General features: G+C 43.3%; 11 protein-coding genes and 2 pseudogenes. 1 reads left to right on the top strand and 12 read right to left on the bottom strand.

Annotated features, from left to right (window positions below; translation table 11 throughout):
- The first annotated feature begins 230 nt into the window (after positions 1 to 230).
- Positions 231 to 1,406: an IS256 family transposase gene (locus FD30_RS00735; protein ID WP_056943499.1), complete on the top strand. Its 1,176-nt coding sequence runs from the start codon at positions 231 to 233 to the stop codon at positions 1,404 to 1,406.
- A 431-nt stretch (positions 1,407 to 1,837) separates the two neighbouring features.
- Here the strand turns inward: FD30_RS00735 and pgmB are convergent, their stop codons facing one another.
- From pgmB to FD30_RS00685, 12 genes and pseudogenes are all read right to left on the bottom strand, one after another.
- Positions 1,838 to 2,509 (bottom strand): beta-phosphoglucomutase, encoded by a 672-nt coding sequence (pgmB, locus tag FD30_RS00730; protein ID WP_056939261.1) that lies wholly within the window; start codon positions 2,507 to 2,509, stop codon positions 1,838 to 1,840.
- Between the two features lie 2 nt (positions 2,510 to 2,511).
- Positions 2,512 to 3,495: an aldose epimerase family protein gene (locus FD30_RS00725; RefSeq protein WP_017261405.1), complete on the bottom strand. Its 984-nt coding sequence runs from the start codon at positions 3,493 to 3,495 to the stop codon at positions 2,512 to 2,514.
- Between the two features lie 56 nt (positions 3,496 to 3,551).
- Positions 3,552 to 5,810 carry a glycoside hydrolase family 65 protein gene (locus FD30_RS00720; protein ID WP_042749383.1) on the bottom strand — a complete coding sequence of 753 codons (2,259 nt, stop codon included), beginning with the start codon at positions 5,808 to 5,810 and terminating at the stop codon, positions 3,552 to 3,554.
- A 15-nt stretch (positions 5,811 to 5,825) separates the two neighbouring features.
- A complete protein-coding gene (locus FD30_RS00715; protein WP_056943498.1) occupies positions 5,826 to 7,184 on the bottom strand; it encodes an SLC45 family MFS transporter in 1,359 nt (452 codons plus the stop codon).
- 132 nt (positions 7,185 to 7,316) lie between these two features.
- A pseudogene (locus FD30_RS11350) lies at positions 7,317 to 7,631 on the bottom strand (IS30 family transposase); the annotation flags it as partial.
- Between the two features lie 152 nt (positions 7,632 to 7,783).
- Positions 7,784 to 8,662, bottom strand: a complete 879-nt coding sequence (locus tag FD30_RS00710) for an IS3 family transposase (RefSeq protein WP_263862297.1) — start codon at positions 8,660 to 8,662, stop codon at positions 7,784 to 7,786.
- A 17-nt stretch (positions 8,663 to 8,679) separates the two neighbouring features.
- On the bottom strand, positions 8,680 to 8,931 hold the full coding sequence (locus FD30_RS00705; RefSeq protein WP_002816285.1) for an IS3 family transposase: 252 nt from the start codon (positions 8,929 to 8,931) through the stop codon (positions 8,680 to 8,682).
- Positions 8,932 to 9,547: 616 nt separating this feature from the next.
- Positions 9,548 to 9,763, bottom strand: a complete 216-nt coding sequence (locus FD30_RS00700) for a CsbD family protein (protein ID WP_003680381.1) — start codon at positions 9,761 to 9,763, stop codon at positions 9,548 to 9,550.
- Positions 9,764 to 9,884: 121 nt separating this feature from the next.
- Positions 9,885 to 10,814: pseudogene (locus FD30_RS11345) on the bottom strand (IS30-like element ISLpl1 family transposase).
- 147 nt (positions 10,815 to 10,961) lie between these two features.
- Complete coding sequence (locus FD30_RS00695; RefSeq protein ID WP_147000034.1) at positions 10,962 to 11,240, bottom strand: Panacea domain-containing protein; 279 nt, start codon at positions 11,238 to 11,240, stop codon at positions 10,962 to 10,964.
- 81 nt (positions 11,241 to 11,321) lie between these two features.
- A complete protein-coding gene (locus FD30_RS00690) occupies positions 11,322 to 14,282 on the bottom strand; it encodes a YfhO family protein (RefSeq protein ID WP_235803237.1) in 2,961 nt (986 codons plus the stop codon).
- Between the two features lie 388 nt (positions 14,283 to 14,670).
- Positions 14,671 to 15,258: a recombinase family protein gene (locus tag FD30_RS00685; protein ID WP_003596518.1), complete on the bottom strand. Its 588-nt coding sequence runs from the start codon at positions 15,256 to 15,258 to the stop codon at positions 14,671 to 14,673.
- Positions 15,259 to 15,282 lie beyond the last annotated feature (24 nt).

The following is a 15,282-nucleotide window of genomic DNA, read 5'->3' as shown; positions in this document are numbered from 1 at the left end:
CCTCTATGGGCTTTTTTGTCTACAAGTGTTCGGTTATATTTTACAATCTCCCAAACTAAATATAATTTTTCTAACTTAGTTGTTGCACTTAAACTACTGCATACTCATTTTTCGAGAGCGTAAAATATCTTGTGTAAATGCATAAAAGATTTCTGAATTGTATAGAAATAGGGAATGCCTTCCCTTATGATATTTAGTAACCACAGAAAACATCACAGGAGGCATTCCCCATGAATGAACTTACCACAGAAATTATCGCTGCACTAGCCCAAAAGCAAGATTTGGACGAAGTTTTTCGTCACCACCTCGAAATTGCGATTAACCAGCTGCTTCAAACCGAATTGGCAGAGTTTTTGGGTTACGAACGCTACTCATACGCTGGGATTAACACTGGTAATAACCGCAACGGCAGTTATGAGCGCTCGTTTGATACGAAGTACGGCCAACTTAACTTAACCATTCCTCGAGATCGCAATGGCCGGTTTAAAAATCATACCTTGCCAGCCTACGGTCGGCACAGTGACAGTTTAGAAACAACGGTCATTCAGTTGTATACCAAGGGAATTACCACTGCTGAAATTGCCGAACTCATTGAGAAAATGTACGGTGCTCACTACTCCAAAGCCACGGTTTCCAACATGACTAAAGCCGTCAATGAACAGGTTCAAGCTTTCCAGCAACGTCGACTGGCTTCACAATATGCGGCCATCTTCTTAGATGCCACTTACTTGCCGTTAAAGCGGGATACCGTTCAAAAAGAAGCCGTTCATATTGCGATTGGCATTCGTCCAGATGGTACGAAAGAAGTGCTGAACTACCAAGTGGCGCCAACTGAATCGACTGGAATCTGGACTGAACTGCTGGGAACCTTGATCAAGCAGGGCGTTAAAGATGTGCTGTTGTTTGTGGCCGATGGGTTAGTTGGTTTGGATGAAGGCTTGAATCGGCATTTCCCTAAAGCCAAACGACAACGTTGCCTGGTTCATGTTGGGCGGAATCTGATGAACAAAGTTCGCGTAAAAGACCGCAAGGCCGTGATCAGTGACTTTAAACAAGTTCATCGGGCCGCCAACCGTGAAGCAGCCGAACTGAAACTGAATGAGTTCGCCAACAACTGGCATCAGACCTATCCCAAATTAATCAAAGATCTGCTTAAAATGCCGAATTTACTCACTTTCATGGACTTTCCACCAGCTATCCGGCAATCACTATACTCCACTAACCTGATTGAGAACTTTAATAAGCATCTCAAGCGCACCACCCACCACAAAGAACAATTTCCAACGGAAGATTCACTGGATCGCTTCCTGGTTTCTCAGTTTAATGTTTATAACGAGAAGTCTCTGAAGCGGATCCACCGAAGGTTCAAAGGACTCCAGGACACCTTGGAAGCATCATTTATTTAAGTTAGATACATATTATATGTACGAAGGCATTTCATTTACACAAGATTCTTGACGCTACCTGTTTTGTATGCTTCCAAAATATTTGGGAATCCCCAACCTCTCACGACTGCAATTGGCTCAGCAGACATCAGCAGTATTCGATTACTAAATGGTGCAAAAGGTGTTGGCATTTCTGTCTCTGAGAATCTATCAATTGTGATCATCGATTGGACAGAATTAACCCAATTAGCACGTCCTATTTTAGCACCTGTGCAGTAAAAATTTAAACAGATGGATGAATTAGCTATTACGGCTCTCGTTGATCACATACAACAACGCATACCGTAACTTTTACCGATATCACACTCAAGCAGGGCAATACGCTGGCAAATGTTAATTAAAACAACAAAAGAGTGTCAGTGTTTTTATGTACTGACACTCTTTTTAGTTATCTATTGCATTTTAGCTTCAATATTTGCTAATGTCACTTCTGAAGTAGACTCAAAATTCAGATCCGCTCCTGACAACACATCTGAAATACCAACTGCTAGTGATGTTTCACCTGCGCCATTGATTGAGGAAATTCCAGCAGCTGAATCTTCCAATCCAATGACATTTTCTGGATCTAAATGTAAGACTTCCGCAGCACGAACGAAGATTTCAGGATCAGGTTTTCCCTTTGTCAAAGTGGCGGGATCAACAATGTCAACAAAATACTCAGTTAATCCCAAATGATCTAGAATCATTGGTGCATTTTTAGAGGCTGAAGCTACCGACATTTTATAGCCGGCTGCCATAGCTGATTGAATGAAATCTTTCATGCCAGGTAAAACATCATCTTCCGTCAATGTTGAAATGAGTTGTTGATAATTATGATTTTTCTTTTCTGCTAATGCTTCTTTATCTGCTTGAGAAAAATCATCGGCATGATCCCCAGCATCCAAAATCATTTGCAAGGAAGCCATGCGACTGATGCCCTTCAAACCTTCAGCCAATTCTGGTGTCCAAGTTGTGCCAACCTCATCAGCTGTTTGATGCCAAGCTTCACCATGAAAGCGCGCCGTGTCAGCAATAACGCCATCTAAATCAAAGGCAAAACCTTTAATATCTGAAAATTTAGCCATTTTTATTTATCCTCGCTTTTTTTAATTTGGTAAGTTACAGTATATGTTTTTGTTTCATTTGCTGGCAAAACAATATCACCAAAGCCTTCATGATTAACCGCATCAGGCAAGGTCTGCATCTCAATAGCAAGCGCTGTTTTAATGTCACTGCTATCGTCAGGATTGGCAGTGAATACAACCACACCATTGCGATCTGAATCCACTGTCAAGGTCAAACTTTCATCGGGTGAAGTTAGTCCTACTCCCTCCCCTTGACGGCTGGGATCTAATACCCAAGCATCATCGTAATGCTCTTGTCCCAAGGCATGCAAATGCGCAAAATCAAATTTTGTATTTTGATTATCAATCACGTTACCGGTTGGAATCATGTGATTATCAACTTCAAGATGTTGACGTGATGCAATTTGTAATTTATGCTGACTGATATCTTGATCCTTACCAACTAAATTAAAATAGACATGCGTCATTGGATTGAACAATGTATTCTCGGTTGAAACGCCACTAAATATAATGTCTAAACGATCTTCATCGTCCAATCGATAGGTCACTTGGGCAGCTAATTGTCCGGCGAATTCATCATCAAAAGTACGTGTGAAATTAATTTCCGCCGCTGTACCCAAATTTCTTGCTTCACCGTGCCAATTAACCGCATCAAAGCCATTAATGCCAGAGTGTAAAACATTGCCATGATCATTTGGCGTTAATGTAAAATGTGCCCCATTAATATCATAATCAGTTTTTGATAGACGACCACCAACACGACCAATTGTATTTCCAAAATGGAATGGATTATCTAAATACGCGGCTAAATCATCAAATTGGACTAACAATTCTTGTTTGACACCATCACGTTCAACGGAAAACGATTGCCAAGTTGCCCCGTATGAAATTGCAGTAATCTGTGTGTGCTTGATATTTTCTAGGGTAAACGCCGTCACGACTTTTCCGTCAGGTAATTGCCCAAAATCCTTCTCTACTACTTTCATGATATCCTTTCCTGCTATACAGCAAATGAGCGATTCCTCGCTCATCATCATGCTTATTACTTACTCAATTCAACAGGCTTACCGGCAACATCAATCGTAATTGGTTCGCCATCAATTAACTTGAAGTGGGAACCATCCTGATCAACGTCGACTTCAATTAAACGATCACGGAAGACTTGTCTAAATGAATAGTGTGACCATTTCTTCGGCAGGAATGGTGCGTAATGCAACTTGCCGTCGCGAACCCGCATCCCAGCGAATCCTTGGACCACCGCAATCCAGCCGCCGGTCATCGCCGTAATGTGCAGGCCATCAACGGTATCGTTGTTGTAGTTGTCCAGATCAAGTCGTGCTGTTCGTTCATAAAGTTCAACGGCTTTTTCTTCATAGTGAAGGTCAGCAGCCAACACGGAGTAAATGGCAGGTGACAAGCTTGACTCATGCACGGTGTATTGCTCATAGAAATCAAAGTTGGATTTCTTCTGTTCCGGTGTAAAGTCATCAATGAAGTCCCAGATACCCTGCAGTACATCCCCCTGCTTAATGTAAGGGGAGCGCAAAATCTTGTCCCATGACCAGTTCTGGTTCAATGGTAATTGATCTGCAGGAATTTCTGATACCGGCTTGAGATCTTTATCGAGGAAGCCATCGTGTTGAACGAAGATGTTGAGATCTTTGTCATATGGCAGATACATGTTGTCGACAATGTCTTGCCAATGCTTCTTTTCATCTTCACTAACATTCAGCTTCTTAGCTTGTTCGGGTGAAACTTCCTTAAGAATCTGAAGCGTGTATTTCAACGTCCACTGGGCCAGAATGTTGGTATACCAGTTATTATCAACGTTGTTTTCATACTCATCAGGGCCAGTCACGCCATGAATCATGTAATTCTTGTTTCGCTGGCTGTAGTGAACCCGGTCTGCCCAGAAACGGGAAATTTCGGTCAAGACTTTTGAACCTTCGTTTAGAACATACGAAGTGTCGCCGGTGTAACGGGTGTAATTGTAAATGGCAAAAGCAATATCGCCATTTCGGTGAATTTCCTCAAAAGTAATTTCCCATTCATTATGACACTCGATTCCGTCAAAAGTGACCATTGGGAACAGGGCACCCTTGAGTCCCTGCTGTTTGGCGTTATGGTACGCACCGTCCAACTGCTTGTAACGATACATCAAGAGGTTGCGGGTTACCTTAGGATCGGTAATTCCCAGGTAGACAGGCACCGCAAAGGCCTCGGTATCCCAGTAGGTAGCACCACCGTACTTCTCACCAGTGAAGCCTTTAGGGCCGATGTTCAAGCGTGAATCCTCACCATAGTAGGTGGAGAAGAGTTCGAACAAGTTGAAACGGATTCCCTGTTGGGCTTCGGTGTCACCATCAATGACGATGTCAGATTTGTTCCAGCGATCGGCCCAGACCTGCTCATGAGCTTCAAGCAGTTCATCGTAGGACTGGCCGGCAACCTTGTCGCTTAATTGATGCATGGCGTCAGTTAAAGCAGCTTGAGTATCATAATCTCTGGAAGTCACAATGATCACGCGCTTTTCAAGTTGAGCAGATTCATTGGGTGCCAAGACACCGGTGAATTCGTTGACAACTTCTTTTTCACTGGGTTGAGCCACTTTGTCAGCAGTCAAATCCGTGACGTTACGCATTTCCATTCCGGAAGTGAACCGGGGTGTCCCAAACGGGTTCGGGGTTGTTTCGGCAAGGACATTGCCTGAATCAGTCCCCTGTTCAGTTGAGAGAACCTCCCAGAACCGTTCGTCGTAGTTGGCGTCCTCGTTCTGAACGTCACCGTCGATAGCGGAATCAATCACCAGATCCACTTTATTTGAGCCGACGTTTTGAACGCGCACCCGCTGAACGGACAATTCCGGCTGGGCAACGCTCAAGAAACGAACAAATTCGACTGCCACCTTGGCATCACCTTTGGTAACCGTAAACGAGCGGGTTAACAAGGCTTTTTTCATATCAAGATTGAGTTCGAAATCACTGAACTGGTCTTTGGCCAGGTCGATGGCTTCACCATTAATTTTAATGTGCATCTTGATGAAATTAACCGCGTTAACAACTTTCCCAAAGTAATCGGGATAACCGTTCTTCCACCAGCCAACTCGGGTCTTGTCCGGATACCAGACACCACCAAGATAGATGCCGTTTAAGGTGTCGCCACTGTAATCTTCCTCGAAGAATCCGCGCATCCCCATATAACCATTTCCTAGGCTGGTCATGGATTCTTGAAGCCGTTTGTCTTCTGGCTTGAAGTCATGAGTCACAATGTTCCAAGGCGTCACTTCAAAAGTTCTTTTCATAAATAAACGTCCTTTCTATGCTTTGTAAGTTTCTTTGATAAATCCAACTGAGGCTGCACCCAGGGCCATGATGATGCCGGCCAACAAGAACATATTTGGCTGAGCGTTACCCAATAATGGGAATAAGCCAAAGCTGGCAAGTGAGGCAACAATTTGTGGCAGGCAAATTGAACCGTTGAACAGTCCAAGATAAGTCCCCATATGTTCACCAGACAGGGCGTTGGTAACCATCGTTAATGGATAAGTGTTCATCGATGCCCATGCCATTCCGACTAGGATAAATGATAGGATCAAAATGTATTGGGTGTGAATGAAGAATACTGAGATGAAGCCAACTGCACCAAGGGCCAAGCTGATTGAGTAGCCCAACTTGTGATGGTTATTTGGCATTTTAGCCAAAACGTATGACCAGGCAACGGCAGCAATTGATTGAACGGCTGCTAAAACACCGTACCAGTTACCGGCAGCTTGGTAGCCTGCGGAAGCGGCGTTGGTGGTGTTCCAAACGTTGCTGGCAATCGCACCGGCAGCGTATGTCCAGAGATATTGGAAGGCAATCCAGCAGAAGAATTGAACCAATGTCGTCGTCCAAAATACTTTCGGTGCCTTCTTAAGCAATGTCCACCAGTTACCACCGGTTGAGTTAGCCTCTTCAGTAATACCGTGATATTTGGCGTAAGTCTTGGGATCATATTCATGAACTTTGAAGATGGTCAGCAAACTTGTCAGTAACAGAATTGCCGCACCAACATAGAAGGAAATCACAACTGATTGTGGAACGACACCCTTTTTAGCGGTATTGGCGACACCGAATGCCGTAAAGATAAATGGGAAGATGGCTGCGATGACCGCACCACCATTTGACAGGAAACTTTGAATGCCGTATGCATAACTCTTTTGGTCATCATTGACCATATCGCCAACCATCATCTTGAATGGCTGCATGGCAATGTTAGACGACACATCCAGCAGGGCAACAGTGACTGCCCCGAATACCAATGCCGTAATTGATGCGTACCCGAAGCCAAAACTCCCCGAATTAGGCAACAGACACATCACGATGATGGCAATCAAGGTTCCTAATGCCAAGTATGGCAATCGACGGCCGCCCAACTTGGGTGCCCAAGTTCGATCTGAATAATAACCGATAATTGGTTGAACGATTAAGCCTGCAAGAGGTGGCAAAATAAAGAACCAGCCCAACTTATTGGGATCCGCTCCAATCGTTTGAAAAATTCGACTCATTTGTGAGCTTTGCAGGGTAAAAGCAATCTGCACACCGAAGAAGCCAAAGTTGATCATCCAAATGGTACTGGCGGGAAGTTTGGGCAAACCAGACTTCTTGGTTGCAGCTGTGCTACTTTGTTCATCCATTTCATATTCCTCCAATTCAAAATATCGTATTAATAATAGCGTTTGCATTTTGTATTATGGCACCCTTTGGCAGAAGTTGCAAACGGTTGCATGAAATTAATTGAGAATTTTCAAAATTTAAGGCTTGAATTGTCAAATTAAGTGCAACACTACATTAAAGAATATTTCATAAGGCGTTTTCCATCCGAGACATTTACGGGGACGATTATTCATTTGTTCTGCATATGCTTGTATCCGGCGGTCAGTAATTGAATCAAGGTCAGTTCCTTTTGGCAAATATTCGCGAAGCAAGCCGTTAGTATTTTCGTTAGTTCCTCGTTGCCAAGGAGAGTGAGGATCGGGAAAGTAGAAGGGCGTACCAAACTTATCAGTTAAACATTGAACTTTGGCAAACTCTTTACCCCTATCCGGGGTAATCGTTAACGATCTACCAGGCCATAGCTTCATTAAGTCGCTCAAAGTATCCGTGACTGCTTCTGGATTGAAGTCAATATTTGAGACAGATTTTAAGAGACATTCAGAACCGCGTTTACCTTCCACAGCTCAAATAAATCATTAATCGTGATTCATAACTTATTTGAACCCTGGAAAGCATTAAATCAGGCGGCCATTTGGCTTGTAAGTGTTGCAATTTCAACTTGTAAGGGGGTCTGGTAGCCCAGTGAACTATGAATTCTCTTCCTATTGTAGAAAGCATGCACATATTCAAAAAGGACGGCAGCGGCAGTTTCATAATCTTCAAAGACCGGCACTGGATAAACACATTCCTTTTTGAGGGAAGCGTGAAAGGATTCCATTGGTGCATTATCGTATGGACACCCCTTACGGTTGTAAGAGTGGCGGATATGTAGTTCAGTTAAACGTTGATTGTAATCATCGCTGGTATACTGTGATCCTAAATCCGTATGGATAATCAGGTCCCCAGTAATGGTTCGATTTTTAACCGCGCTTTCCAGGGTCTTTAAGACTAAATCAGTATCCATCTTTTTTGAGAACGAATAGCCGATAATCCGTCGTGAGTGCAGATCCATGATGGTTGATAAGTAACACCAGCCATTACGCTTCGTTTGAATATAGGTCATATCAGCGGTCCATTTTTGATTTAAACCAGTGGTCGAGAAATCCTGCTTAAGCAAGTTGGGACGCTGTTCAACCTTGGTTTTGGAAGCCGAAGCCGCTTTCCATTTATTGACGGTAACGGAGTGGATATCCAGTTCCTTCATGAGCCGGGAAATCCGTCTTGGGCTGCACCGACGCTGCAGTGGTTGAAGTTCCAGATTCAATTCATGGTGGATCTTCATAACGCCGTATCGCTGCTTGAATTCCGCAAAGATCCGCAGAATCCGTTGTTTTAAGTCCTCATCTTCGGCCCGGCGTTTTGAAGGCTTTGGGGATCGATAACGATAATACTGAGCTCTGGAAACACCGAGGATTCGGCACATCTTAGTTACCTGGTGGTGATGGCTTTCTTGGTGAATGTAATCAAAAATATTGGTTACTTCTGCGCAAGGAAGCCCAGGGCTTTTTTTAGGATTTCGTTCTCCTCAGACAGGGAAGCCAGCCGCTTTTCCATCGCTTTAATTTCGTCTGGCGATTTACCGGATTGAGTTTTGGCTTGGCCCTGGATCCACTTATGAACGGTTGAATAGCCAATGCCATATTCTCTGGCCAGTTGGGCAGCTGATTCGCCTTGTTTATATAGGTTGATGATGTTTTGTTTGAATTCTTTGTCGTAACGAGTTGGCATGTAAAAATTCCTTCCTTTTGAGAGACGATTTATTCATTATACGCTCTCTTAAAAGTTGTCTCAGGAATCAGCTTACATCCAGAGATTATTCTTGATTTAATTGGAGCAACGGGTATTGATATACAAGAATTTGATAAATTAGCTATGAAGCTTTAGTTGTACTAATTGAAAATGGGACTACGGAAACTTTTAATAGATTTATCGAAAAGTTCAGCTAATCACTGTTTTTTTGCATATGGTCAGGAGGTGGCGATATCATGATTAATTCATAGTAAATACGGGTATGAGTTTCCGGAGTGGGCACAGGCGGGTGCTCGGCTCGATAAGATGGTGTAAGGATAATAGACGTCGTGCTAAATAGCGTGGCGTTTTTATTTTGCCCAAAATTTGGAGGTGGCCAGCATGGGCCAGATGGTAAATAGCAGATTTGGCCTTGTCAGTCGCACAGAGACACGTTGCTTGGGTGACTTAGAACATCAGCTTAAAGATGGACGGTGGTAACGTAAAAAGCCGCAGCGACCACATAAGCCGCGTATTACAGTGTGGAGAAAAAACAGGGTAACAAGCGTGAAAAAATAAAAGAAGACCAGATTTTGGTCTTCTTAAAAATGATAATTTATTTATCGTCTTTATCTAACTTTTCCTTTACGTTATCAACCGTATCTTTAACAGCATCTTTGGCATCTGACAGTTTATCTTTAGCCTTACCTAGAATACCTTGACCCTTACCTTCAGCTTCGCGGGCCTTGTCGTTCGTAACCTTGCCTTCAACTTCTTTAGCTTTTCCACTTACCTTATCTTTGGTGCTATCAATCTTGTCATCTAGACTCATAATATAACCTCCCATAATGTAATTTGTTACAACAGTATTATTCCACATTTTAATTTGCTTGTCTAATAAGGAGATCCTACAAGAGATAGTGTGAATGACACTTATAAGGTAGATTGCAAATTTAATCCGAATTTTTGGACAAATTTGTCAGCATAACCTGATACGGTGTTTGCCAGTCGAGTATTTTAAGCGGTCGCTGGTTAATTTGGAGTAACGTCGTCGTTAAATCTTGAGCACTAATGTGCTCAAAACGAGTCCCTTTAGGATAAAAATAACGTAAATTCCGATTAAAGCGTTCATTACTACCACGTTCAGCTGGAGTATAAGCATGGCAGTAATAGGTCTTAATACCATATTGTGATTCAAGTGATACTAGCCCACTAAACTCAGTGCCACGGTCCACAGTAAAGCTGTGCACCGGACCATTAAAAGTGGTTAGGAACTTAGTTAGTGCTTCATTAACAGTCGCTGTCGTCCGATCTTTTAACCGGTATGCCCAAAGGAACCGTGATTTGCGATCGATTAAAGTTAATAAAACTGCCTTACTATGCCCACGAGGACCAACGACTGTATCTAATTCAAAATCGCCGATGCGATTACGCTGATTAATCATCATGGGACGCTGTTCAATTGATCGCCCCAAAGATTGATTATATTTGGATCATTGGTCAACGTTACGCCGTTGGCGTACGCCATGTTCAGGTAGATCATTCAAGGAGAAATCAATTCTCCCCTGATTTAGCCAATTATAAATAGATTTAGTAGCTAGTTTAAATTCGTGAGCAATCATTCCTGGTGACCAGCTTAGACGTAAATGGTTGAGAATTTTTTGCTTTAACTCATCGCTCAGCTTAGTTTTCCGACCACATCGTGATCGCTTGTATTCGGCATCTGTTTATGCTAATTCAGCCTGATAAGGTTGACATCGAGATAATTCATAAGAAATTGTTGACGGTGATCGGTTCAGCCGAACGCCCATTTGGATATTGGACAGCCCTAGTTCACAAAAGGTTTCGATTTTAATTCGTTCGGAATAGGTTATACTAGACAAAAGATCAGCTCCTAAAAGATGGGTTTGTGGTAAACACCATTTTAAAGGAAGCTGATCTTTTTTGTCCGAACAGCGTTCGGATTAATTTTACAATCTACCGAATGAGTAAAAACGGATTCTGTTTCAGTAGGTTCAGGATCGTCGCATTTAACGCATGATAGCCCTGGTGCTCTCCATCAATTTCTGTAATTGCATCAGCCCCATACACTTTATACTTTTCGTAAATTTCCGTTCAACGGGTCCGTATCGCCACACTTCAAACGGTCGGTCATAGATTTTCTGAATTTCGCTTTTATCCAGTAGCCCACGATTGATCGCCTCTTTCAAAGAAAAAAACATCACTTTCTGTAGCTGAAGGCTCGTAACCGAGACATTATTTATCCGGGCAACGCCAAGAATGTGTTCAGCTAAGGCGTCCATTGTCACACAATCTCCTCCCATCAGAGCTCGTTTACTAATCGTAATCTTTCTCCTCAACGACAAGGCCAATTATGAAGCAGACCGCTCCTAACGTCGTGTACGCCACCATACTCGTCCAGAACTACCAGCTAGTATCACTAGTCCAATCACGGATAGAACGACCCCCACCCGCTGGCCAGGGGTCTGGTAGGTCAAAACGATTTGCTGATGACCACTTGGCAACTCCGCCCCCACAAACCCAACATTCACACGCTTTGTAGATACCGTTCGTCCATTAACTTTCAAGGACCACCCTGTTGAATAAGGAATGGAGGTCGTTAAAATTGTGGCTCGTTTAGTTGTGACATTTCCCGTAATCCGATTCGACTGTACCTTCAAATGGTGTAATCCGCTTTGTTGAAGTGAGCTCATCTGACGCTGATAACTCTTCCCAAATGGCACTGCAATCAACTTAGCCGACTTAAAACTAATCCCTTTAACACCTTTAAAAGTTACTTTAATATGCCGTCGCGGCTCCTTTGAATAACCCAGATTCAGCAGAACATGCCTTTTGTCCTGATAATCCGATAAGTTACTTTGACCTAACTGGGTCATCGTATTCACATTCTGATAACTCGAAGCCGTCAACTGGTAAGCACCATCACTCAGATTCCATACGGAACGTCGTAGCTGATTTAGTCGCTCGATTCCCGTAAATTCCCGATTCTGAAAAATTCGTGTATGCTTTAAAGCCCGATACTGGTCCTTAACTGTAAAACGCTTAGCTTGAATTCCCGACAACGCCAAGTATAGTTCTGTCCCTCGCGTCTGCCGCGGGTTTTTGATTGAAAGGCGGTACGTTATCGGTTGATTCTGGTTATCGCTCGTGAGTTGTTTCACCCCCGTTTGATTAACCCGTTGTGATTGTCTCAAAATGCGCTGATTCTGTTGAATCAATTTCTGTAGCCGTTGCTTATCCGTCTGGATGTTAACGGATCGATCTTGGTTATGTCGCCGCAATGAGGTTTCCGCCGTTGTCACCAATTTGGGGTCAAGTTGGTTCCCCTGTTGTCGGTAAGTGACCAGCTTTCCGAAACTATCAATCATCAAACTAGAATCAGCCGTCACCTGATAGGCAACGTGACGCGTTCGTCGATGATAGGGCCGGTGAGCGACCTGCCGGGTCGTACCATCCACAACGGCTGCAGTCGTCATGGCTTGTTCACGATCAATTGCCGCTAAGCGATTATAGGACTTCGTCGTCATTGCATTGGGTTGGAGGTAAAGCAATGGTAACGCATTTTGAGACTGCAAAATGACCGTCCCATAACTATTCCCCAGCCCATGGACCGGTTTATCCTGATAAACTAACGGCTTCCCGTGGCGCTTGACCGGTTGATAGCCATACGGAAATGCTTGTATCCCTAATTGATTAGAACGGGCAAAGAGATAACGAACCCCCAACAAGTTATTCAACGTTGTCCGACTATCCGCCTGGATGATTGGTTTATTCATCTTAAACTGAGCATTGTCCACGCTGGTACTAAAGTCACCGACCGCACCATTCTGAACTGAGAAATAGGACATGACGTCATGCGTCCCTAAATTCATTCCCATATTCGTTTTAGCATCATTCGCATAATAATACTGTTTGCTTAACGCACTGCGGGAGAAACCCGGCTGGGCCGTCACATAGTTCTGAGCACCATCGTAATAATTGGTTTGAAACTTTGGAGCGATACCCCGAGGCACGAGTTGCTGACTGGCACCACCTGAATTAGGACTAAAGTACCCGTACCCGTTGGTAATGACATTTAAGCTAAAGACGATGCCTATTACCCTAAGCGTTCGCTGTTGCGACCAATGCCCCCCAAAACTAGATAAGAGCACTAGTAACATCACCAGCAGCAAGCCGTAGATAACGAAATCATGCGGGTGGTTGCTAAAAATAAACCCGTTAGCCGCCCAAACAAGGCTTAGCCAACCAAGGGTCCCTAGAGACAGCATCATCAGATCTTGCTGTGTTAATTGCGTTAAATGGTCACAAAGTGTCATGACTGCTAAACCAAAAAGTAAATTCCCTAACAATAACCAGCGTTGCGAAGGCGTCGTTCCTCCATTCATGAGTGCCGCAATTGCCGGAAAGAGCATGCCAATCAATAGCGTAACCAAGCCAACATTTAACCATAAGTAAGCTCGAAAGTGTCGTAAGATGTATAGACAAGCTAAAAAAGTAATGCCAGTCATTCCCAAGTTGACCCAGAAACTCATGGGATTCCCCGTCGTCAGGAAAGCATTGGGTAATCGTAAATAATAATTAAATGGATATAGCCAATACCCGTTCGCAAAATGGGACGTCGTCCGTGTTGAATGTAAAACGCCTAACAACGAGGGAACGAACAGAACGCCTGCTAACAAAAAGCCTACGAGCCCCGCACCCAGTAACCGTCCTATCACTTGCCCCAATGAAATAGTTAATCGTTGTCGAATTGCCAAATACCGTAAAATGGCATAGACCAGACTACCAATGGCCAAAATATATGCAAAGTAGAAATTGCTAACTAAAGCTAGTGCTGTCACGATTGCCAATAAATACCAAGAACGCCCTTGATAGACCCGATCAATACCGTACGCCAACAAGGGAAATAGAATCATCGGTAATAAGAAAAACGGGTGTCGGATGCTCACGTAAAGTGAAAATCCCGAGAACGTATACGCTAGGGTCCCCAATAACTGGCTCGACGATAAGAAGTGGCGTTGCCGTGCAAACACCATAAACGCCAACCCACTCGAATATAGACGAAGCAAAATTAAGAGATTATACCCCAACTCTAAATGGTGTTTGGGAAAGAAGTAAATCAAGTAACTGAAGGGATCGCCTAGTACATAATAAGAGAACGTGGTCACCTTATCGGCACCCAACCCCAAGTTCCAAGACCAGCCCGCTAAATTACCCTGATGTAGCCACGTATAAAAGCGTTCGAGAATCGGGTAATGTTGTGCCAGCCCATCGCCTTCCCAGATAAATGACTTCCCTGTCAAAGCAAAGATGCCATATGTAAGACTCATTAGCCCAATAAAAGTGAGCGTGTAATACAAATAATTCTTTTTTGAATTCATTAATAGCCTACTCCTATAGTCCATTGTGTTCATCCCCATAACTATCTTACAGGTAAACAAGCCGCGGAAGCAAGCTCCTTACAAAATTGTAACCAAAGCTTCTTGTTTTTGAGATATTTGTAGTCGTACGTCCATTGCCGCCTCTTTCATTTAATTTCAGATAATAAAAATGGCATGCCGAAAATCGACATACCATTTTTACAATCTACCGTATACACAGTCAGGGTGTCATTCTTGTATGACATCTCGTCGATGGTTTAATAAACACGGAATCAGATTCCAAGAAAAAAACTTTAGTAAACACCCTCCAAAAATATAAGTAAAGAAAATAGGGTCCCTATTTTCTTTTAATACCGTATTTCACACGGTATCGAATAAAGGTCGTCCGTTTAATACCTGTATTTCGGGACACATCAATGTCACTCATGCCAGCTCGATAAAGCTTAAAAGCATGTTGCAAACGGGGATCATCTTTGGCATATTGGGGTTTGCGCCCATGATATTTACCCTGCTGCTTAGCTAAGGCAATCCCTTGTTGCTGGCGCTCAATGATTCGCTTACGTTCACTTTCGGCCTGATACTTATAGAGTTCAATAATCAAGTTGGTCATCAGTTGACGTAAATTTGGGTCAGCAATCCCTGTCATGGACGGCAAATTCAACACATCTAGGGTGGCACCTTTATTTTGAATGGAGTTCATGATCTTAGTCAAATCATGGTTGTTTCTGCCTAAGCGATCTAATTCAGTGACCATTACAATATCACCCTCACGAATATAGGCCAGCATTTTTTGCAGTTCTGGCCGATTAGTGTTAGCCCCACTTAATTTATCCGTAAATAATTTATCAACGTCTTTTAAAGCCGCTAACTGTCGATCTAAATGTTGCTCCTTGGAACTCACACGCGCATAACCGATTTTAGCCATTTCCAGTTCTCCTTTTGGACAGTT

The organism is Levilactobacillus namurensis DSM 19117, assembly GCF_001434785.1.
GTDB classification, from domain to species: Bacteria; Bacillota; Bacilli; order Lactobacillales; family Lactobacillaceae; genus Levilactobacillus; species Levilactobacillus namurensis.
Note: the sequence above shows the minus strand (reverse complement) of the source record. Positions and strands in the feature narration are given on the sequence as shown.

Bases quoted from the DNA above. Each gene is read 5' to 3' on its own strand.
- FD30_RS00715 (WP_056943498.1), bottom strand. From the start codon at position 7,184: ATGGATGAACAAAGTAGCACAGCTGCAACCAAGAAGTCTGGTTTGCCC.
- FD30_RS00700 (WP_003680381.1), bottom strand. From the start codon at position 9,763: ATGAGTCTAGATGACAAGATTGATAGCACCAAAGATAAGGTAAGTGGA.
- FD30_RS00685 (WP_003596518.1), bottom strand. From the start codon at position 15,258: ATGGCTAAAATCGGTTATGCGCGTGTGAGTTCCAAGGAGCAACATTTA.
- FD30_RS00735 (WP_056943499.1), top strand. From the start codon at position 231: ATGAATGAACTTACCACAGAAATTATCGCTGCACTAGCCCAAAAGCAA.
- FD30_RS00720 (WP_042749383.1), bottom strand. From the start codon at position 5,810: ATGAAAAGAACTTTTGAAGTGACGCCTTGGAACATTGTGACTCATGAC.
- pgmB (WP_056939261.1), bottom strand. From the start codon at position 2,509: ATGGCTAAATTTTCAGATATTAAAGGTTTTGCCTTTGATTTAGATGGC.
- FD30_RS00725 (WP_017261405.1), bottom strand. From the start codon at position 3,495: ATGAAAGTAGTAGAGAAGGATTTTGGGCAATTACCTGACGGAAAAGTC.
- FD30_RS00705 (WP_002816285.1), bottom strand. From the start codon at position 8,931: ATGCCAACTCGTTACGACAAAGAATTCAAACAAAACATCATCAACCTA.
- FD30_RS00690 (WP_235803237.1), bottom strand. From the start codon at position 14,282: ATGAGTCTTACATATGGCATCTTTGCTTTGACAGGGAAGTCATTTATC.